Raw genomic sequence first — 22,236 nt, forward strand, 5'->3', positions numbered from 1 at the left:
GGCTAGCCTGTCTGTCCGTACGGCGTCAGCACTCGGGAGAAGAGGTCGGATGGGCGAACACATCGGTCGCGACCTGTTCCGTCATCTCGTCGCCGACGAAGCGGACGAGTACCTCGCGGTGATGGACTGCTTCACCGACCTCCTGCTCGCCGATCTGTCCACCGACGATATCGCGGTCTCGTGTGCGCGGCGCGGCGTGGCGCTCGACATCACGGTCGTCGCCGCCCGGTGCCGCAGCCTGGTCCGGTGGGGCAATCTCGCGCTCACGAGCGGCGGAACCGACGGCGGTGGCACCGGCGGCGGTTCCCACCGGCGGAGCGCCCCCGAGACCGCCTCGACCGAGAGCCTCGCCCGGTACCGGCCGACACCCGCCGGGCTGCGGGTGCACCGCGAGACCGGCAGGCTCCTCTCCACCTCCGACGACGTGCGCGGCGTGGCACGCGAGTCGCTCCGGTGTGTCGCGGACGGGCTCGCCCGAATCGAGGAGCTGCTGGTGGACGACGGGAGCGTGCTCGACCGGGACGAACTGGCCGCCCACGTCACCGCCCTGTTCTCGCACCACCGGTCGTTCACCGACAGCGTCGCCGATTTCTACGCGCACCTCGCCGAGATCCTGAGGCGTCTCGAGCACTCCGGCCGTCTCGGACACTCATCCGAGCGCGAACACGCCGGGGTGGTCGACGACTACGCCGAGACCAAGAACCTGCTCCTCGACTACGTCGACGTCATCGGTTCGGACGTCGAGCGTCTCGCCCCTCTCATCGCCGGCAGGCTCGACCGGATCAGGTCGCGTCTGGACTCCCTGATCGCCGCGTTGCGCGAGTCCGGCCTGCCGAACACCGTGCCTACGAACACAGTGCCCGGCCGGTCGCCCGGTCGCCGTCGCATCGACTGGGACGAACTGGCGCAGTGGTACGCCGAGGACGCCGGCCCGCGCCGCATGCGCGAGGCAGCGGCGGCGGCGCTGAACCGGCTGCTCGTGCGCACTCGGCGGATCACGACGAGCACGTCGGGCTTCTCGCACCGCGCAGATCTCCTGCGCCTGGCCCGGTGGTTCACCGAATCGTCCGACGAACAGGCCCACCGGTTGTTCGCCGCGACCTTCGGTGCCTTCCCGAGCCGGCACCTGCTGCTCGGCCCCGACGAGACCGACCCGCGAGTGGGTGCGGGCACGTCGTGGTGGCGGGCCGATCCCGTCGTCGTGCCCGTGTCGTTGCGCGAACGCGGCGACCACACGTCCCGCGGGGCCGTCGGCCGACTCCCCGATTCGCTGCCCGGCCGGGTCCGGGCCGACGAACTCGCCCGGCGCGAGTCGCGCCGCCGTTCCGACGCCGTCGCCGAACTGGGTGCGGCGGGCGACCTGCACGGAGCGGACCTGTCGACGGAGGCGCGCGACATCCTGCTCGACGTCCTCGCCGCTGCGCTCGCGGGCCACCGCACCACCGACGGTCCGATGCATGTGGACGATCGCGATCTCGGGTTGTCGCTGACGGCGGAGCCCGGCGCCGACACCGTGGTGCACTCCCCCGACGGCGATCTCACCGTGCACGGCTTCTCGCTGCACATGTCGGTCACGACATCGCTCGACCACAGTGCGGTGGCGCCGTGAGCACCTCGTACGCGAGCGCGGTGTCCGGCGACGTCTCCGGTCGGCGGGACGCCGCACGGGCGCTGCTGCAACAGCCGATCGTCACCGCCGCGACCGATCGGGAGACCTTCGACCTCGTTCGGTGTCACGCCCCGGCTCTGAAGTCGATGTTCGCCGACCGCCTCGGATACCGGCTCGTCGTCGAACCGACCTTCGCCCGCCTGATCAAGGCACCGCTCGGTCCCACGTCACCGCACCGTGCTCTCCGCCACGCCGACGGTTCCGAGTTCGGCGCGATCACCTATGCGTGTCTCGCGCTGGTGTGCGCGGCACTGATCGAACCCGGGACCGGCGAGAGGGTGTCCGTCGACGACCTTCTCGAGCAGGTACGCGCCGACGCGCGCGAGAACGGGATCGTGTTCGGCGACCCGGTGTCCGAGGAGCGGAACTTCGCCGCGGCCCTGCGCGTCCTCGAGGAATGGGGCGTGATCACCGAGTCCGCTCGCGGGGACGAGGCGAGCGGCGACGAGCCGCATCTCGACGTCCACCGCGACCTGCTCCCCCATCTGCTCGACACTCCCCTGCACGAGATGCCCGGTCCTGCAGCGGCACTCGCACGTCACGAGCACGAACCCGCCGCCCGCCGCCTGTACCGCAGGCTCGTCGAGGATCCGTTCGTCGCGCGTGACGAACTGGACGACGAGGCGGCGGCAATCCTCGCCCGCGACCGGCACGAGCTCGCCCGGATGCTGGAGGACGACTTCGGTCTCGTGCTCGAGGTGCGTACCGAGGGTGCGCTCGCGTACGACCCGGCCGGCATGCTCACCGACGAGGCGTTCCCGGGGTCCGGCACCCTGAAGCACGCCTGCCTGCTGCTCCTGACCGAACTCACCGAGCAGTTCGGTGCCTCGGCGGCGACCACGCTGCACGTCGACGTCCACACGCTCGACTCGGTTCTCGCCGACCTCGCCGCCGCACGTTCCCGCACCTGGAAGAGCATCTACGTCCGCGATCTCGCACTCCTGCGCCGGGACGTGGTCGCACTGCTCGTCCGGCTCGGGCTGGCGCGCCCGCACGAGAACGGATTCGAACTGACCGCACCCGCCGCCCGCTACCGCCCCGTCCCCGCCGAAAGCACGTGTCGATGACCCACTCGTCCGATCCCTCCGCCCTCGACGAGATTCCTCCACCCCGTTTCCCGGATCGCTGGCGTCTCCACCGCGCCGGCATCGTGAACGTCTGGCACTACCTGGACGTCGAGTTCGTCCTGTCCGGTGGGCGGATGATTCTGCGCGGCACCAACGGATCGGGGAAGTCCCGCGCCCTCGAGATGTTGCTGCCCTTCCTGCTCGACGCCGACCGCAGGCGCATGGACGCGACGGGCGCCGCGAAGGTCGATCTGGACGAACTCATGCGCACCGGGGCGTCGGACACCACCGACCGTGTCGGATATCTGTGGCTCGAACTGGCGCGCCCCAGCGGACATCTCACCGTCGGAGCACAGATCCGGCACCGCGCCGACGCCCGTCGCAGCGACGTGCACTTCTTCACGACACCCCTCCGTGTCGGCACCGACCTGCACCTCGTCGACGACGCCCGTATCCCGCTCTCGCGGGAGCGACTCGCCGAGCTCGTCGGTACCGACAACCTCAACCGTGATCCGGAGCGGCATCGCGAGGCCGTGCGGAGGCTGGTGTTCGGGCTGCACGGGGAGGCCGGACGCGAACGCTACGACGGCCTGCTGCAACTGCTGCACACCCTGCGCTCACCCGATGTCGGCCACCGCATCGACGAGGGCCGCCTCCCACAGATCCTGTCGGACGCGCTTCCACCGCTGACCGAGAACATGCTCGCCGAAGCGGGAGGCCGTCTCGACCTGCTCGGTGACACCCGCCAGGAGCAGGTCCGTCTCGAAGCGGCGCACGCACATGTTCTGCGTTTCCACGAGGTGTACCGGAAGTACGCGGCGGATCTGCTGCGCGCCGACGCCGAGACCGCCCGCGACCTCGCGCAGCGGGTCGTCGAGACGCGACGCGCACTCACCTCCGCGGAAGCCGAGGCGGCCGACCTCGACACGCAGGCCGCCGCGGCGGACACCCGCCTGAAGGAGCGCCGCGACCAGGTCGCCGAACTCGACCGCGCGATCCGCGGACTCGAGACCCACCAGATGTTCCGGTCCGCGGACGATCTCGCGCAGCGCCGGCTCTCCGTCGATGCGCTCCGCCGCGCCGCCGAGCACGCGGCCGCTGCCGCCGATCGCAGCCGCCTGCACGAACGGCGCGACGCCGACCATGCGGCCCGCGCCCTCGACGAACTGTCCTGTTCGGTCACGCGTGCCGCGCGACGGCTTGCGACGGCAGGCCGCGACCTGCTGTCGGTGGGTCTTCCGCACGACACCGTGCCGACCACGCTGCACTTCTCCGTCGACCGTCCACCCGCTGTGCTCGAATCCGTGCGCACCGGCATCGACGACACCACCGAGCAGGTGGTGCGGCCGGTCGTCGCGACGGTCCTCCTCGACGCCGGGCACGTCGACGAGGTCCGTGATGCGGTCCTGCGTGCCGCCGAGGCGACCAGTCGCCGTCGAGATCAGGCGGGCCGGAGACTGCTCGAGGCGCGTCGTCTCGACGCTGCCGCGCACGCTGTCCGGGAAGCCGAGGCGGCGGCCGACCGCGCGGCCCGCGATGCCGAGCAGCGTGCCGTCGATGCCGCCGAGACGGATGCCGGTGTCGGTGCGGCCGCTGCGGGTCTGCAGCACCGGTGGCGCGAGTGGATCACCGCCGACCGCACGACGGCTCTGCTGCCGGAACTCGAGCGGGATCGGGTCGTCCTGATGCGCGGACTGTCCACGCGACTCGACGCACTGATCGACTCCTCCCCCGCCGGCCCCACCGAGACGGACTCCGAGGGCGTCGATCTCGATTCGACGCTCGCCGAGCTTGATTCGCTGCCCGCCGCTGCCGCTCGGTCCGCTCTGAGCGACCTCGCCGGCGCCCCGGCCGAGCGCGAGCGCCGGGAACGTGAGGCGCGGACCATGCGCGAGGATCTCGTCCGGGAACAGGCGGCACTCGACGCGATCGGTGAGGGACCCGAACAGGCACCCTGGCACGTGCGCACCGACGGTGTCCCCCTGTGGCGGGCGGTCGAGTTCGTCGACACGCTCGGGGACGACGACCGTGCCGGGATCGAGGCTGCGTTGCTCTCCGCGGGTTTCCTCACCGCCACGGTCGACGGCGAGGGTCGCTTGCGTGCGCTGGGCGGCCAGGTCCTCGTCTCGCCGCGCGGCGAACCACCGGCGCAGTCCCTGTCGACGGTCCTGCGCCCGGACCCCGAGGCCGACGTGCCGCGCCCGGCGATCGAGGCGGTCCTCAACACGATCGGATTCGAGGACGCCACCGCGGTGGCTTCGGTCTCGCGGGACGGCCGCTGGCACAACGGCGTTCTGCGTGGGCGCCACACCGCCGAGACCCCGCACTGCATCGGCGGGCCTGCCAGGGAGGCCGCGACCGCGGCACGGCGGGTGCGTCTCGACGAGATCCGCGCCGAACTCACCCGGATCGACCTGGCGGTGGAACAGCTGCGCGTCGACTATCCCGACGCGGCGCACCGGCGGGCGGAGATCGACGCGCACCTGTCGACCGCGCCGACCTCGCACGCCCTGCGCGCCGCGCTCGAACGACGTCGGCACGCGTACGCGCATGTGCGGTCCGCGGCGAACACCGCGGTGGAACTGCGCGAGCGGGCGACGACGCTGCGTGCTCGCTGGACCGCCGAGCTCGACGCCCACCGCACGGCGTGCGAGCACTTCGGCGTGCCCTGCGACGTTCCAGAACTGGAGGCGCTGGTCGCCGGATGTGCGTCCGCCGACACGCTGTGCACCGAGCTGGCACGCGATCTCGGTGACGTCCTCGCCGCCCACGCCAGGTTCACGGATGCCACCGAGCGGTATGCGCAGGCCACTGTCGAACGGGTCGACGCGGAGGAGATCGCCGAATCGTGCCGCTACGAATGGCACGCGAAGGCCGCCGTGGTCGCGGCGCAAACGGCGGCCGTCGACGTCGACTCCGCCGACCTGGCGCAGGAACTGCGCGACTCGGAGACCGAACGGGCACGCGCCGACGAACAGTTCCGGCGCACGGTCGCCCATCGCGACCACCTGGGCCGTGCCGTCGCCGAGGTGCTGCAGCGATGTGCTGCCGCACGCGAACGGCTCGACCGCGACCGTCGCGAACTCGCCGCGGCTGCCGAACTGCTCGCCGCTCACCTGCAGCTGCCCGAACTGCGCGCCGCACTCGAGGAGGATCCGGAGTCGGACTCCACCTCTGCCCGGACGGTTCTGCCTCCCGTTCACCTCGAGGATCCGGATCATGTGCTCTCGGTGGCCCGCACCCTGCTGGCCGCGTTGCCGCCGCGCACGGGAGTCGACGACAACGCGATGCTCGTCGCGCTGCAGCAGTTCGACCGCGACCTCACGGCCCGGTTCGACATCGAGCACACGGTGACGCACGGCGCCCATCGCGTCCGGATCACCGGGGCGGGCGACGACACCACGCCCACGGGTGTCTCGGCCACCCTGACCCGGCAGGTCGAGGACGGCCGGCGGGCACTGTCGCAACGCGAGCACGACGTATTCACGGGATTCGTGCTCGGCGGTGTGGCCGACGAACTGCGCCGGCGGATCGAGCGGGCACGACAGGTGATCGCCGCGATGAACGACAGTCTCGCCGACAGTCGCACGACGCACGGGATCGGCGTGAGGATCGAGTGGCGCCCCGGTGGCGAGGACACCGACGCGGCGCGGATGACGCAGCTGCTCACCGCCACCGAACGGTCACCCGAGGATGCGTCCGACCTGGTCGGGATGCTGCGGCGCCGGGTGGAATCCGCTCACGCCGCCGATCCGTCCGCCGGCTACGCGCAGCACCTGTCGCAGGCACTGGACTACCGGCGCTGGCACGAGGTCGAGGTGACCATCCTCGGCCCCGAACCGGGCCGGGAGAGGCGGATCTCCGCGCGCGCCAAGATATCCCAGGGTGAGACCCGGTTCGTGTCGTACGTGGCACTGTTTGCGGCGGCGGACGGTTATCTCTCCGGCCTGCCCGACACCGGCACCGCACTGCGGCTCGTACTGCTCGACGACGCATTCGCCAAGATCGACGACCCGACGATCGGTGAACTCATGGGCCTGCTCGTGCGGCAGGACATCGACTTCGTCATGACCGGGCACGCACTGTGGGGCTGTGTGCCCGAGGTGCCCGAGCTCGACGTCTACGAGGTCCGGCGACTCGCCGACGGCGCGGCCGTGACGACCCGCGTGCACTGGGACGGCCGCGTCCGGCAACTCCGCCCGCTCACCGAGCTGCAGACATGACCGAGCTGCAGACATGACAGTGGCGGGAGCGATACGTATCGCTCCCGCCACTGTCAGGCCTTCGAAACCTGCCCGGATCAGGACACGCGGCGCAGCAGCGCGGCGAGTGCCTGTCCGCCACCGATGCACATGGTGACGACGCCGAGTTCGAGATCGCGGCGGATCAGGTCCTTGGCGACGCGCAGCGTCAGGATCGCGCCGGTCGCGCCGACCGGGTGGCCCAGGGCGATCGCACCGCCGTAGGGGTTGGTCTTCTCCGGGTCGAGCTTGGCGTCGCGCGCCACCGCGAGGGCCTGCGAGGCGAAGGCCTCGTTGAGCTCGACGGTGTCGATGTCGGCCGGCGTCAGGCCGTTCTGCTCGAACAGCTTCGCCAGCGCGAGGGTCGGGGCGTAGCCCATCAGCTCGGGCTCCATCGCCGCGGTGACCACCGACTCGAGTACGACGGAGGCACCGAGGCCGCGTTCGCGGGCGACCGACTCGCGGGCCAGGACGAGCGCAGCAGCGCCGTCGTTGATGCCGGAGGCGTTACCGGCGGTGACGGTGCCGTCCTTGATGAACGCCGAACGCAGCTTGCCGAGCACCTCGAGGGTGGTGTCGGGCTTGGGGTGCTCGTCCTCGGTGACGGTGACAGGCTTGCGGCCACCGATCTCGACCGGGGTGATCTCCTCGGCGAAGGCGGCCTTCGCGGCGTCGGTGGCGGCGCGGCGCTGCGATTCGAGGGCGAACTCGTCCTGCTGCTCGCGGCTGACGCCGTACTCGCGGGCGACGTTCTCGGCCGTGACACCCATGTGCTGTCCGCTGAACGGGTCGGTGAGCATGCCGACGGTGCCGTCGACGAGTTCGCGGTTGCCGAGCTTGTAGCCGTTGCGGGCACCGAAGTCGTAGAACGGCATGCGCGACATGCTCTCGTCGCCACCTGCGACGGTGATCTCCGCGGCACCCCACCGGATCTCCTGGGCCGCGGACCACACGGCCTGCAGACCCGAGCCGCACAGGCGGTTGACGGTCAGGGCCGGGGTGGAGACGGGAAGTCCGGCGGCGAGGGTGACACGACGGGCGTTGTAGGCGTCGGCACCGACCTGACCGATGCAGCCCATGACGACCTCGTCGATGTCCTCACCTGCGACACCCGAGCGCTGCAGCGCCTCGCGTACGGCGGTGGCGCCGAGTTCGTGCGCGGGTACGTCCTTGAGTGCGCCGCCGAAGCTGCCGACGGGGGTGCGTGCGCCGTCGACGATGACGATGCGTTCCGGAGCGGTCATTTCTCGTCCAATCTGGTCGAACACCTGGGGTCCACGCGCCGGCACCGCCGAGCGCACGGATCTTCGGGAAGGCGTCCTCCCGAAGCGTCTGACTCGATGCTACGGCACCGAGTGCCGCGATCGCGATGGCCCGAACACACGTTTCAGGAACGGGAATGGAAATGCCATTCTACAATACCGACTACGCCATTTTCACTCGTCGTCGACCGTGAACGGAGGACCCTCCGCGAGACGTTCCGCAGCCGCCGGTGTGCCCAGTTCACGGCGGTGGCGAGGATGCTCCACATAGAACTCGAGGAAGCGGTACAACTGCACGGGATCGACAGCCAGATGCCGTGAGTCCACCTCGATCCGGGGTTCGGGCGGCAGGCGCTCCAAGAGGAACACCCGACTCGTGCGTCGACGCGCCCACGCCGCCGACCCGTGCCCCTCGATCCAGATCTCCGGGAACCCCCGGTCGACCGCACGGAGACCCCGCACCGAGACCCACGGCAGGTAGGACTCCACGAACCAGCCGCGCAACCTGATCCCGTCCGGTCCGAGAACGAGCGAACCGGCCCGGATGCGCCCGAGTGCCACCTCCACGAGGAAGGCCAGGCACACCCCGGCGACGAGCGCCAGCACCAGCGCCACGAGGGGTAGCCCCTCGTTCCCGACCACGATCTCCACGGCGGCGCCGAGCGAGAGGAACGTCCCACACAGCACCATCGCGAGCAGCAGACCGAAGACGGGACGGCGGCCCCCGATCTCGGTACCGCCGCGACCGGCCGTCTCGACGTACCGGACCCGCGGTGTGCGGCTCGGAAGTGACGGCGACCGCCGCCGACCCCCGGATCCGGCAGGCCACCAGAAGGTGGCGCCGAAGGCCGCAGTCAGCAGCATCAGCACCGCCAGGATCGAATAGAAGCGGTCGGCGCCCACCGAATCGGTGCCCCACGCGCCTGCTCCGCGTGCCGCGGCGAAGATCGCCACGAGCACCGCCGCGCCGGCCGCTGCGTACACGTGCAGATTGCGCGTGCCGTGCTGCCATTCGCTCGGCGGTTCGGTGTCGGACGTCGGTTCGGTGTCGGACGTCGCATCGGTGTCGGAAGTCGCAGCCTCCGTGCCGCGCCCACCCCACGGGACAACTGGTCGTCGCATCGGTCTCCCCTCCCGGCGTACCGAGGAGCCCCGACGTCCTCGACCCTGCCGGTCGGCCGGAACGCTACCTCGAGCGGCGGACCCGATGCGGACCCTTCGGGCGCGATGTCACCGACGGGCACACGAGTTGGCACCGGTCGGTGTGACAATTAACATACCCCTCGGTCATCAGAGTGTTGAACCAGGTCACGGCCGTTTCTGAAGGGACAGGACGCGCATGGGAGAGTCTCGCGAGAATTTTTCCCTACGTGTCGGTAACACCTATAGGCGTGAGCACGACACAATCTGTGACGATTCAGACGAGACCGGAGGAGTCTGCATGACTGTCCAGCTTGATTCGCCTGGCATCGCGTCCGTCGGCGAAGCTTCGTCGGCCGAGGCAGAGCTCGGGGAGCTGTTCGAGCAGATCAAGGAGCTCGACGCTCAGCTGCTCGCGGTGATCAAGCGGCGTTCGGAGCTCGTTCAGCGCGCCGGAGCATCCGCGAAGGGCACCGACGCGAGCCGCGAAGCACAGGCCGAGGAAATGGCCGTCCTGGGACGCTTCGCCGAACTCGGCACCGACGGCAGCACGCTCGCGATGACGCTGCTGCGCCTCGGCCGCACCCGCAAGGCCTGAGACCTACAACCGACGGCCCCCGCACCACACGGTGCGGGGGCCGTCGCCGTACCCGGGGCCGTCCACCGATTCGCATCACCCCGGTCGCAAACGTGGCCGCCCGCTCCCCTGTCGGCATACCGTCGGGACATCCCGAAGAGCAGACAGGAGCAGCATGGATCTCGGACTCACCGCGAAGAGGGCCATCGTCACCGGCGGTAGCCGCGGCATCGGCTACGCCATCGCGCGGGCACTGGCCACCGAAGGTGCCGACGTGGTGATCGCGGCGCGCACCGCGGCCGATCTCGACATCGCGGCGAAGACCCTCTCGGAGGAGACCGGGCGACGAATCGTTCCCGTGCCCACCGACACCGGCGACCAGGCCTCGGTCGACGCGCTGGTCGCCCGAGCGGTCGCCGAACTCGGCGGGGTCGACATCCTCGTCAACTCCGCCGCCACGCCCTGGAGCGCCAACAAGCCGACGGACTTCGCCGCGACCACCGACGACGTCGTGCGCAACGAGGTCGAGATCAAGGTCCTCGGCTGCCTGCGCACCGCACGGGCCGTCGCCCCCTACCTGATCGAGCAGGGCTGGGGCCGGATCATCAACATCAGCGGTCTCGGCGCCCGCAGCGCGAACTCCATCGCCCAGACGGTCCGGAACGTCAGCGTCGCGGCCGTGACGAAGAACCTCGCCGACGAACTCGGCCCGCACGGCATCAACGTCACCGTGGTGCACCCCGGTCGGACCCGCACCGAGCGGCTGGCGGCACGACTGGCCGAGGAGTCGGCCGAGACCGGCACGCCGGTAGCCGAACTCGAACAGCAGATCGCGAAGAACTCCGTGAACCGCCTCATCGACGCGAGCGAGGTCGCCGACGTCGTCGCGTTCCTCGCGAGCCCGCGCAGCATCGGCATCACCGGCGACGCGATCGCCGTGGGCGGTGGCGTGCCCGGCGCGGTCTACTACTGAGCAAGCTCCCGAAACGCCACCCCCGAAACGATGCGGCACCGGCCGGGAAACCCCGACCGGTGCCGCATACGTCCTCCGTCAGCGCAGAATCGTCTTGATCTCCAGGAACTCCTCGAGGCCGAAGACACCGGCCTCGCGTCCGATACCCGACTGCTTGTAACCACCGAAAGGTGCGTCGGTGTTGAAGGCACCACCGTTGATGTAGACCTGGCCGGTGCGCATACGGCGGGCCACGGCCTCCGCTCGCGCCGGATCGGCCGACCACACCCCGCCGGACAGGCCGTACTCGCTGTCGTTGGCGATGCGCACCGCGTCGTCCTCGTCCTGGTATCCGATGATCGACAGCACCGGCCCGAAGATCTCCTCGCGGGCGATCGTCATCTCCGGCGCGACGTTCGTGAACACGGTCGGGCCCACGAAGTAACCGGTGGTGAACTCGGTTTCGCGCCCGTCGAGCACCAGTTCGGCACCCTCCTCGACACCCTTGTCGATGTACGCCTTCACACGTTTCTGCTGCGTTCCGCTGACGAGCGGACCGAGCTTCGACGACGGATCGTCGGGCAGCCCGACGGTGTAGGCCCGCGCGACCTGCTCGGCGATGGCGGTGGCCTCCGCCAGACGGTCGGCGGGGACGAGCATGCGGGTCAGCGCGGTGCAGGTCTGGCCGGAGTTGAGGAAGCACTTGCCGACACCCTCGGTGACGGCGGCGGTGAGGTCGGCGTCGTCGAGGATGATGTTGGCCGACTTGCCACCGAGTTCGAGCGCGACCTTCTTCACCGTTTCCGCAGCGACGACCGAGACACGCTTGCCGGCACGCGTCGAGCCCGTGAACGACACCATGTCGACGTCGGGGTGCGCGGCGATGGCCTCACCGACGACCGGCCCGTAACCGCTGACGAGGTTGAACACGCCCGGCGGCAGGCCGGCCTCGTCGACGATGTCGACGAGCGCGTAGGTCACCAGCGGGGCGACCTCGGTGGGCTTGAGCACCACGGTGCACCCGGCGGCGAGCGCGGCGAAGACCTTCAGCACCACCTGGTGCAGCGGGTAGTTCCACGGGGTGATCGCCCCGACGACCCCGATGGGTTCGCGTACGACGAGGGCGTTGCCGATCTCCTGGTCGTCGAAGTCGTACGTTCCGGCCAGCGACGCATAGCTCGCGATGTTCTTCAGCGGCATCCCGACCTGGATGGCACGCGCGAAGTGAGCGGGCATCCCCATGTCCTGCGAGACGACCCGCGTGAGCTCGTCGGCGCGCTCGTTCGCCAGCGGGGAGACCTTCTCCAGGTAGGCGGCGCGCGACGCACCACTGAGCGCGGACCAGGCCGGGAAGGCGGCCTTGGCTGCGGCGACCGCCCGATCGACATCGGAGGCGACACCTTCGGCGACCACGGCGACGACCTCTTCGGTCGTCGGGTTCACGACCTCGATGCGGCCGTTGCCGTCGGAGTCCACCCACTGTCCGTCGATGTAGATCTGCGTGCGGTCGAGAATGTCGGTCATATCGCTCTCCCCTGCTCGTAGGCCGGCCTGTCGACGCCGTTGGGCGCGAGCGTAGCGAAGACCCCTCCCGCAATACAGCGTTTACTCCCGGCGGGTTGTGATGCATCCCGCCGTCATCGGAGTTAACACGTGCGCTACACTGGCCATTGCTGCTCGCGCGCTCCACCGTCGCAACGCACGGCGCATTCGGACAAAGACGTCTGCATTCACACACATCGTCTCCGGCACACGTCTATGCACCTCAGGAGCTGCGCCTTCCCACGCGTTCCCTCTCCTTCGCATCGTCACTGCCGGTCGACGCCGAATTCGATGCACCGAGGAGGACGTCCGTGACGCACGCCAGTGACACCGGCCTGTACGACAGCACGCTGGACAAGAGCAGTTGTGGTGTCGGTTTCATCACCCGCAAGGACGGCGTGCAGACCCACGACGTGCTCATCCGCGGCCACGAAGCCCTGTGCGTCGTGCCGCACCGCGGTGGCATGTCCGCCGAGGGTGTCGGCGACGGAGCCGGCATCAACGTGGACCTGTCGGTCGCCTTCTTCTCCGAGATCACCGGAAAGCCCTTGCAGGAAGGGCACTTCGGTGTCGGTAACTTCTTCCTCCCCACCGATTCCGCGGCGCATGCCGATGCCGAGGAACTCGTCTCGTCGGCGCTCGCCGGAGCCGGGGTCACCGTGCTCGCGGTGCGCGACGTTCCCGTCGACGACAGCGTGTTGCGTCCTGCCGCAACGAAATACCAGCTGCCGATCCGTCAGTGGATCTTCACCCGGCCCGACGCGTGCGAGACCGTCGACGAGTTCGACCGGCTGTTGCACGACGTGCTCCTCGAGGTCGAGGCCCGCGCCTACACCGAGCCCGAACTGGGCGGGCTGTACCCCCTCTCGCTCAGTGCACGCACGCAGGTTCTCAAGAACCGCTTGAACTCTCAGGAGGTCATCCCGTACTTCCGCGATCTCACCGATCCGCGGCACGCGGTGCACACCCTGTTCTTCCACACCCGGTTCTCGACGAACACCGATCCGCATCCGACGATGGCTCAGCCGTTCCGCCTCATGGCGCACAACGGCGAACTGAACACCGATCGCAAGAACCGGCTGTTCGAGGGCGCCCTCGCCCGCGCGATGGGCCGCGACATCATCCGCCCGCCGGGACAGTCCGACAGCTGCCGCTTCGACCAGACCCTGGCCTCGCGCATCGCCCACAACGACCTCGACCTCGTCACCGCCGTCGTGCAGATGATGCCGCCGGCCTGGGAGAACGACACCGAGCTGTCGCCGCCGGTCCGCGCGATGCTCGAGTTCTTCTCGCTGTACGAGGAGAAGAACGACGGTCCCGCCGCGCTGATCTTCGGCAACGGCACCGTCGTCGGCGCGCGCCTCGACCGCCTCGGCCTGCGCCCGCTGCGCACCGTGGAGACCGAGGAGTACCTCGCCGTCACCTCCGAGGCCGGTCAGTTCGATTTCGCGCCCGAGACCGTGCTGCGTCGCGGCCGCATCGAGGCCGGCGGCATGCTGTACTTCGATCACCGCACGCGCCGCTCCTACGGAACCGTCGAGGCACTCGAACTTCTTGCTGCCCGGCAGGATTACGCGTCGCTCGTCGACGAGGCCCGCCGCGATCTCGACGCCCTGCCCGAGGTTCCCGCCGAGAAGGCCGGTTCCCCGCTGCGCTACAACGGCGATCTCGGCCGCTACCAGCGCTACGTGTCCTACAGCATCAACCAGGAGTCCTTCCGGTTCATGCTCGACCCGATGCTCGCCTCGGGTCAGGAACGCATCTCCGCGATGGGTTACGGCAACGCCATCAACGCGCTGTCGGATCAGGAAGGCGGTGTGGCCAAGTACTTCTCGCAGCGCTTCGCCCAGGTCACCAACCCGTCGCTGGACTCGATCCGCGAGGCGGACGGCATGACCCTGCGCGTCGCGCTCGGTGCCCGTCCCGGTAGCGGTGCTCCCGCCTCGTCCGCGACCCAGATCGTGGTGCCCACCCCGATCCTCACGCACCTCGACATGCTGCGTATCCGCGAGCAGTCCGACACCCCGGTGCGGCGATTCGAGATGCTGTACTCCCCCGTCTTCGACGACGCGAAGGCGAACGCGGCCGCGCTCGCCGCCGCGATCGACGGTACGGCCGAGGCCATTGCCGATTTCGCTCGCGAATCCGGTGGCATCGCCGTGCTCACCGACCGGCACGTCTCCACCGACCGCGCCGGACTGCCGATGGTGCTCACCGTCGCCGCGGTCAACCAGCGCCTGATCGACGAGGGACTGCGTCTGCGCGTGTCCGTCATCGTCGAGTCCGGACAGTTGTTCTCGTCGCATCACATCGCCGCGACCCTCGGCTTCGGTGCCGCTGCGGTGTATCCGCTCACGGTGCAGATGCGCGCCGAGGAGAAGTTCGGCGACGACGCCGACGCGGCCTTCCTGAAGTTCCGCAAGGCCGCCGAGAAGTCGCTCATGAAGACGATGGGACGCGTCGGCCTGTGCACCGTCGAGTCGTACATCGGCGGTGAGTTCTTCGAGCCGAGCTATCTCGACACGAGCGACGAGGTGCTCGCGCGCTGGTTCCCGAACGTCAAGTCCCCGGTCGGCGGTGTCGGTTTCACCACCCTCGCGCAGGCCGTCGCCGACTGGCACCGTCGCGCCCTCACAGTCGAGACCGAGAAGGACGTCCCACTGCTGGGTCTGTTCAAGGAGCGCGCCGAGGGCGCCGGTCACTCGTTCGGCACGACCGCCGTGCGCGGCTTCGTGGACATGACCGAGGAGCCGTTCACGCTGCCCGTCGAGAAGGAGGCCGAGCCGGATCTGACCGACGCGCTGCGTCTGCTGCCGCTGCACCGCCTCTCCGACGCGCACGGTCTCGACGACGCGTCGTACCGCTACGGCGGCTTCCGCGCCCTGACACCCGCCGAGATCGATGCCTTCGAGATCACCCCGGGCTACCGCGCGTTCGCCCGCACGATGGCCGACGAGCGCGCGCAGCGTCCCGCGGCGTTGCGCGACGTGCTCGCCCTGCCGGCCGACGTCACCTACGCCGTCACCGCCGAGGACTTCACCAAGGAGATGGGCCGCTTCGCGCGGTTCGGCAACAACTCGATGCTCGTGCGCGGGATCTCCGCAGCTCGGGTCGGTGAGAGCGAGTTCGTGCTGCGTCTGACCGGTCCGCTCGCCGACGACCACCGTCGTCCCGATGCGCTCGCGGCCTCGCTCGTCGCCCGCTTCGGGGACGCCATCGTCTCGCACCGCTGCTACGGCGACACCCTGACCGTGCACGCGATCGGTGATGCCGCGCGCTATCTCGAGCAGGTCCGTCAGGCCCCGCTGAGCGTGCGGCTCGACCGGGTGCAGCCGGCCCACGAGATCACCCCGGCGCTCGCGTCGGGTGCGATGAGCCACGGCGCGCTCAACTCCAACGCCCACGAGGCCGTCGCCCACGGCACCAACATGGTGGGCGGCATGTCGAACTGCGGTGAGGGCGGCGAGCACATCTCCCGCTACGGCACCATCCGCGGCTCGCGTATCAAGCAGTTCGCGTCCGGCCGCTTCGGTGTGTGGGCCGGTTACCTCGCCGATCCGATGCTCGAGGAGATCGAGATCAAGATCGCGCAGGGCGCCAAGCCCGGCGAGGGCGGCCAGCTTCCCGCCAAGAAGGTCACCGTGGAGATCGCCGCGGCACGTGGCGCCACGCCGGGCGTCGAGCTGGTCTCGCCGCCGCCGCACCACGACACCTACTCGATCGAGGACCTCGCCCAGCTCATCCACGACGCCAAGGCGGCGCGGGTGCGGGTGATCGTCAAGCTCGTCTCCTCGGAGGGCATCGGCACGATCGCCGTGGGTGTCGCGAAGGCGGGCGCCGACGTCATCAACGTCGCCGGCAACACCGGCGGCACGGGCGCCGCCTCGGTGACCTCGCTGAAGTACGCGGGCCGGTCCGCGGAGATCGGTGTCGCCGAGGTCCACCAGGCCCTCACGGCCAACGGTCTGCGCGACAAGGTCGTGCTGCGCTGCTCGGGTGCGCACCAGACCGCGTCGGACGTCATCGTCTCCGCGCTGCTCGGCGCCGACAGCTTCGAGTTCGGCACCACCGCGCTGATGATGCTCGGCTGCGTCATGGCGAAGAACTGCAATGTCAAGTGCCCGGCAGGTCTGACCACGAATCCCGAAGTGTTCAAAGGTGATCCGCGGGCGATGGCCCAGTACCTGCTCAACGTCGCGCACGAGACCCGGGAGCTGCTCGCCCGCCTGGGTCTGCGGTCGCTGCGCGACGCGCGTGGCCGCGCCGACCTGCTGCACCTGCTCGACCACCCGTCGAGCGTGGGCCGGCTGGATCTGCGGGCGATTCTCGCGGTGCTGCCCGAGGTGCACATCGACAACCCGGTCTACATGGAGAAGGACTACTCGCTCGACGACGCGTGGGTGGCCCGGCTGCGCGAGGCCCTCGTCGATGCGAAGGAGCTCACCGTCTCGCTCGGCGACGGCGTGCAGCTGACGAACAACAACAAGAGCGTCGGCGCGCAGCTGGCGATCGACATCGAGCGCATGCTCAACCACGAGGATCTCGGCGCCCTGCCGGCCGTGCTCGACGACGAGCGTGGACGCCGCTGGTTGCGCGACGGCACCGTCACCATCACCACCTCCGGTTCGGCGGGCCTGTCCTTCGGGGCGTTCTGCAACGACGGCATGCACATCGTGCACACCGGTACCGCCAACGACGGCGTCGGCAAGGGCCAGTGCGGTGGGCAGATCGTGCTGCGCTCCCCCGGCGGCGGCAGCGACGATCGCGGTGGCAACGTGCTCATCGGCAACTTCGCACTCTTCGGTGCGACCGGCGGTCGCCTGTTCGTCGAGGGCGAGGCCGGCGACCGCTTCGCGGTGCGCAACTCCGGTGCCACCGCCGTCGTCGAGGGTGTCGGCGAGTTCGCCTGCGAGTACATGACCAACGGTGCGGTGCTCAACATCGGCGAGTTCGGCAAGGGCTTCGGCAACGGCATGTCGGGCGGGTTCGTCTACCAGTACGACCCCGAGGGCCTGCTCCCCCGCAAGGCCAGCGCCGACTCGATCGTCCTCGGGTCGATCACCGGCGACGACCCGCAGGCCGCGATCCACAACGCCGCGGTACTGCAGCTGCTGCACCTGCACGTCGAGGCGACCGGTTCGGTGAAGGCCCGCTTCCTGATCGACAACTGGCAGGTCGAGCAGCACCGCTTCGCGTACGGCATGCCGCGCGCGCTGCTGCAGTACCAGGACCTCGGCGAGATCCTCGCCGCAGCGTCGCGCAAGGACCTCGCCGCCGAGGTCGCCACCGCGCTGGTCGCGCACCAGGTGCGCAAGTTCAAGGAGAACTACCGCTCGGGTGTTCCCGTCGCCGGTGGTGTCACCCCGGACGCGACCGACACCGAGGCCATGTACGCGCTGCTCAACAACTACACGGTGCTCGCCGCCGCGCAGGAGATGGCGCTGCAGAAGGTCCCCGGCGCCACCGACGTGTCGGATCCGGCGGTGCAGAAGGCCGCACGCAATCTGCTGCTCACCGAGGACTTCTTCCTCGTCGCGAAGCTCGAGCGCTACGCCCTCGCGGCGATCGCCGACCACACCGACGAGCAGCTCGCGGCGCTGGTCGCCGACAAGCGCCTCAACGACTACAAGCAGGCCCTGGCCCTGCGCAACGTCCGCTCGGTCGATGCGCCCGGTACCTACGGCTGGATCCTCTTGCAGAGCCGCAAGAATCTCGACGCCGCAGGTCGCCTGCCCGGTTACGAGGAACTGTTCGCACGCAACGCCGTCCCGAACGTCCTCACCTCCACGATGGGAGTCTCCGCGTGACCACCACCGGCCCGTTCATTCCCCTCGACGCTCCGTTCACCGCCGATCAGCGGTCGTGGCTCTCCGGCTTCGTCGCCGGGATGCAGACCCGCCTGTTCTCCGGTGGTCCCGCCGACGATGCCGGGACCGCCGGCTCGGCACCCGCTCTGCACGTGCTCTACGGCTCGCAGACCGGCAATGCCGAAGCCGTCGCCGAGGACGCCGCGGTCGCGGCGCGTGCCCAGGGCTTCGCGCCCGTCGTGTGTGCTCTCGACGACATGGACCTCGACCGGTTCGCCGGTCTGGGTCAGGTCCTGATCGTCACGTCCACCTACGGCGAGGGCGAGATGCCCGACAACGCCGAGCTGTTCTGGGAGGCACTGTCGGCCGAGAGCGCCCCGCGTCTCGACGGCATGAACTTCGCGGTGCTCGCCCTCGGCGACACCGGTTACGACGGGTTCTGCCAGGCGGGCAAGCTCATCGACATGCGGCTCGAGCAGCTCGGTGCGCAGCGCATCGTGCCGCGGGTGGACTGCGACGTCGAGTTCGAGGAGCTCGCCGCGACGTGGATCGCGGAGACGCTGCCGCTCGTCGCGGCCGTCGAGGGCATCGTGGGCGACGGCGCTCCCGCCCCCGCGGCACCGGCGGCACCGGCCCGGGCGAAGTCGCAGTGGACCCGCAAGAATCCCTATCCGGCGGTGTTGACGTCGAACGTGTTGTTGTCCGGGGCGGACTCGGCCAAGGAGATCCGGCACTACGAGTTCGCGCTCGCCGATTCCGGTCTCGAATACGAAGCGGGCGACGCGCTGAACGTGGTGCCCGTCAACGACACCGAACTCGTGCACGCGATCCTCGGTCGGCTCGGTCTCGACGGCGCGACCGTCCCCGAGGGTCACGACGACACGCTCGAGCATCTGCTCACCTACAACTACGAGATCACCGCTCCGTCCGTCGATCTCCTCGAGGAGATCGAGAAGCACACGGGCAACGAGGAACTCACCTACGTGCTGCGGCACGGCGACAAGGCCGCACTCGACGAATGGCTGTGGGGCCGCGACATTCTCGACGTGCTCCTGCTCGATCCCGCGCCCGAGCTGTCGGCCGAGCAGTTCCTGGCGCTGCTGCGCCCGCTGCAGCACCGGGCGTACTCGATCTCGTCGAGCCCGAACGCGTGCGACGGTTCGGTGCACCTGACGGTCGCGGCGGTGCGCTACGGCACCGACGGCCGCGAGCGTCGCGGGGTGTGCTCGACCTTCCTCGCCGATCGTGTCGGTGAGAGCAGGGTCGGCATCTTTGTGTCGAAGAACAAGGCCTTCCGCGTCCCCGCCGACGACACCGCACCGATGATCATGGTCGGTCCGGGCACCGGCATCGCGCCCTTCCGCGGCTTCCTGCAGGAGCGGAAGGCGCGGGGAGCGACGGGGAAGAACTGGCTGTTCTTCGGCGACCAGAAGCGCGGCTGCGACTACATCTACGAGGACGAGCTGACCGAGTTCGCCGACTCGGGTGTGCTCACGCGCCTGGACCTGGCGTTCTCCCGCGATCAGGCCGAGAAGATCTACGTGCAGACCCGCATGAAGGAACACGGCGCGGAGCTGTTCGCGTGGCTCGAGGAGGGCGGACACTTCTACATCTGCGGCGACGCGTCGCGGATGGCGAAGGACGTCGACCGTGCACTGCACGAGATCATCGCCGAGCACGGCGGCATGAGCGACGAGCAGGCCGCCGAGTACGTCACCACCCTCAAGCGCGAGAAGCGGTACGTGCGCGACGTGTACTGAGCAGGCCGGGGTACGCATCATCACGTCGAGGCTCGCAACACCATCGGTCACCGGTGGCGTTGCGAGCCTCGAGCGCGTGTTGCGAACCTCCCCGGAGGCACCATCGGAATGCCTTAGACTGTGCTGCAGGTCACACGAGGGAGTAGCTCGATGCCCGATCGCTCCGCAGCACGCAGCCGGCAGGCACCGACCGCCGACAGTCCCGACCGGATCCGCAACGTTGCCCTGGTGGGGTGCAGCGGCTCCGGGAAAACCACCCTCACCGAATCCCTCTCTGTCGCAGCGGGCGCCGTCGGGCGCGCCGGGCGCGTGGCCGAGGGCACCACGGTGTCCGACTACGAGGAGATCGAGCAGCGCCACCGCCGGTCGGTGCAGCTGTCCGTCGTGCCCCTCGAATGGAACGACATCAAGATCAACCTGATCGACACACCGGGACATCCCGACTTCGACGCCGAGGTCCGCGCGGGTCTGCACGCTGCCGATGCGGCGATCTTCGTCGTCTCCGCCACCGATCCCATCAGCGCCGCGACCCGCGCGCTCTGGCGCGAATGCGACGACGAGGCGATCCCCCGCGCGATCGTGGTGAACAAACTCGACGTCGCCCGGCACAGCTTCGACGACATGCTCACCGACTGCCACGACGCATTCGGATTGGGACCGGACACCCTGCGGGCCATGTTCTATCCCGTCTACGACGGCGACCGCCCGATCGGGTCGATGGGTCTGCTGACGGGCCGCAGCTACGGCGAACCCGGTCCGTGCCCGGTGTCCACCGAAGCGCGCGAGAGCCTCGTGGAGGCCATCTCCGGCCAGGACGACACGCTCATGGAACGGTTCATCGCCGGCGAGCAACTCGACACGGCCTCCCTGCAGGAAGGACTCACCCGCGAGATCCTGGCGTGCACCCTGCACCCGGCCGTCCCCGCCGACGAGACAGGGATCGGCGCCGTCGAACTGCTCGAGTTGATCACCACCGGATTCCCCGCACCGACGCAGCGCGGTCGCGGGGCACCGCCGTGCGATCCGGACGGTCCGCTCGCCGCGCAGGTCGTGCGCGTGGCCGGCGACTCCTATGTCGGGCGGATCAGCCTGGTGCGCGTCTACTCCGGCACGCTGCGACCCGACACGATCGTCGCGCTGGCCGACGGCGACCGCGACAGCCGCGAACGCATTCCTGCCCTGACGAGCCCGTTCGGCAAGCAACAGCGCCCGGTCGGCGAGGCCGTGGCGGGAGACATCGCCTCCGTCGGGAAGCTCGCGACGGCACAACCCGGCGACGTCCTGTACGACCCCGACCATCCGGTCCCACTCGACCGGTGGCCCACCCCGACTCCTCTGCTCCCCGTCGCGATCGAGGCACACACCCGCACCGACGACGACAAGCTGTCCCAGGCCCTGTCGCGCCTCGCCTCGGAGGATCCCGCGCTGCGCGTCGAGCAGAATCCCGAGACCCACCAGCTCGTGCTGTGGTGCACGGGTGAGGCGCACGCCGAACTGGTCCTCGAACGATTGCGCACCCGGCACGGTGTCCAGGTCGACACGGTCGAGCATCGGGTGCCGCTGAAGGAGACCTTCGCCGGCCCCGCGAAAGGCCACGGCAGGCTCGTCAAACAATCCGGCGGGCACGGCCAGTACGCGGTCGTCGACGTCGAGGTCGAACCACTGCCGGTGGGCAGCGGGGTCGTCTTCGCCGAGAAGGTGGTGGGCGGTGCGGTTCCGCGCCAGTTCATCCCGTCCGTGGAGAAGGGCGTGTACGCGCAGGCCGAGAAGGGCGTGACGACGGGATATCCGCTCGTCGACGTGCAGGTCACCCTGGTCGACGGCAAGGCCCACTCGGTGGATTCGTCCGACGCGGCCTTCCAGGCGGCCGCCGGGCTGGCCCTGCGGGATGCGGCCGCGCACAGCACCGTTCGCGTACTCGAACCGGTCGCCGCCGTGCGGGTGATCGTGCCCGAGGAGTATCTCGGTGCGGTCCTCGGCGATCTGTCGGCCCGGCGCGGACGGGTGCTCGGCACCGAATCCCCCGAGCCCGGTGTGGCTCTGCTGCGCGCGGAGGTTCCCGAACTCGAACTCGGCCGCTATCCGGTCGAACTGCGGGCCATCACGCAGGGCACCGCCGATTTCGCCCGCCAGTATCTGCGGCACGAACCGATGCCCGAGAACCTCGCGGCCCGATACGGCGAGTCGGACTGACCACTGCACCGGACGGGCAGCGTGTC

At 69.7% G+C, this 22,236-nt stretch carries 11 protein-coding genes; 8 read left to right on the forward strand and 3 right to left on the reverse strand.

What is annotated here, in order from left to right; translation table 11 throughout:
* Positions 1–49: 49 nt before the first annotated feature.
* From B9C99_RS17475 to B9C99_RS17485, 3 genes are read left to right on the forward strand one after another with little or no spacing between them, the layout of a single operon-like run.
* Positions 50–1,609, forward strand: a complete 1,560-nt coding sequence (locus tag B9C99_RS17475; protein WP_088898723.1) for a DUF2397 domain-containing protein — start codon at positions 50–52, stop codon at positions 1,607–1,609.
* The gene (locus B9C99_RS17480; protein ID WP_088898724.1) at positions 1,606–2,736 is read left to right on the forward strand and encodes a TIGR02678 family protein; all 1,131 of its coding nucleotides are present in this window, start codon (positions 1,606–1,608) and stop codon (positions 2,734–2,736) included. The genes B9C99_RS17475 and B9C99_RS17480 overlap by 4 nt, the downstream gene beginning before the upstream one ends.
* Positions 2,733–6,959, forward strand: coding sequence for a TIGR02680 family protein (locus B9C99_RS17485; RefSeq protein WP_143543568.1), 4,227 nt, complete (start codon positions 2,733–2,735; stop codon positions 6,957–6,959). Before B9C99_RS17480 ends, B9C99_RS17485 begins: the two co-directional genes overlap by 4 nt.
* Before the next feature lie 77 nt (positions 6,960–7,036).
* Here B9C99_RS17485 and B9C99_RS17490 read toward each other — a convergent pair whose 3' ends face one another.
* Both B9C99_RS17490 and B9C99_RS17495 read right to left on the reverse strand, forming a co-directional pair.
* Positions 7,037–8,221, reverse strand: coding sequence for a thiolase family protein (locus B9C99_RS17490; RefSeq protein ID WP_088898726.1), 1,185 nt, complete (start codon positions 8,219–8,221; stop codon positions 7,037–7,039).
* A gap of 192 nt (positions 8,222–8,413) precedes the next feature.
* Positions 8,414–9,361: a hypothetical protein gene (locus B9C99_RS17495; protein ID WP_088898727.1), complete on the reverse strand. Its 948-nt coding sequence runs from the start codon at positions 9,359–9,361 to the stop codon at positions 8,414–8,416.
* 319 nt (positions 9,362–9,680) lie between these two features.
* On the opposite strand from B9C99_RS17495, the gene B9C99_RS17500 reads away from it, so the two are divergent.
* Together B9C99_RS17500 and B9C99_RS17505 are read left to right on the forward strand one after the other, a co-directional pair.
* Positions 9,681–9,977 (forward strand): chorismate mutase, encoded by a 297-nt coding sequence (locus B9C99_RS17500; protein WP_085469565.1) that lies wholly within the window; start codon positions 9,681–9,683, stop codon positions 9,975–9,977.
* Positions 9,978–10,131: 154 nt separating this feature from the next.
* Positions 10,132–10,929 carry an SDR family NAD(P)-dependent oxidoreductase gene (locus B9C99_RS17505; RefSeq protein WP_060654350.1) on the forward strand — a complete coding sequence of 266 codons (798 nt, stop codon included), beginning with the start codon at positions 10,132–10,134 and terminating at the stop codon, positions 10,927–10,929.
* Positions 10,930–11,007: 78 nt separating this feature from the next.
* Here B9C99_RS17505 and B9C99_RS17510 read toward each other — a convergent pair whose 3' ends face one another.
* On the reverse strand, positions 11,008–12,432 hold the full coding sequence (locus B9C99_RS17510; RefSeq protein ID WP_088898728.1) for an aldehyde dehydrogenase family protein: 1,425 nt from the start codon (positions 12,430–12,432) through the stop codon (positions 11,008–11,010).
* 329 nt (positions 12,433–12,761) lie between these two features.
* On the opposite strand from B9C99_RS17510, the gene B9C99_RS17515 reads away from it, so the two are divergent.
* The 3 genes from B9C99_RS17515 (at position 12,762) to B9C99_RS17525 (ending at position 22,210) form a co-directional block, all read left to right on the forward strand.
* On the forward strand, positions 12,762–18,257 hold the full coding sequence (locus B9C99_RS17515; protein ID WP_088898729.1) for a glutamate synthase-related protein: 5,496 nt from the start codon (positions 12,762–12,764) through the stop codon (positions 18,255–18,257).
* Positions 18,254–20,017: a sulfite reductase subunit alpha gene (locus B9C99_RS17520; protein ID WP_088898730.1), complete on the forward strand. Its 1,764-nt coding sequence runs from the start codon at positions 18,254–18,256 to the stop codon at positions 20,015–20,017. The genes B9C99_RS17515 and B9C99_RS17520 overlap by 4 nt, the downstream gene beginning before the upstream one ends.
* Before the next feature lie 150 nt (positions 20,018–20,167).
* Positions 20,168–22,210 carry an elongation factor G-like protein EF-G2 gene (locus B9C99_RS17525; RefSeq protein WP_088898731.1) on the forward strand — a complete coding sequence of 681 codons (2,043 nt, stop codon included), beginning with the start codon at positions 20,168–20,170 and terminating at the stop codon, positions 22,208–22,210.
* Positions 22,211–22,236 lie beyond the last annotated feature (26 nt).

The organism is Rhodococcus sp. BUPNP1, from assembly GCF_002215235.1.
Classification (GTDB): Bacteria; Actinomycetota; Actinomycetes; order Mycobacteriales; family Mycobacteriaceae; genus Rhodococcus.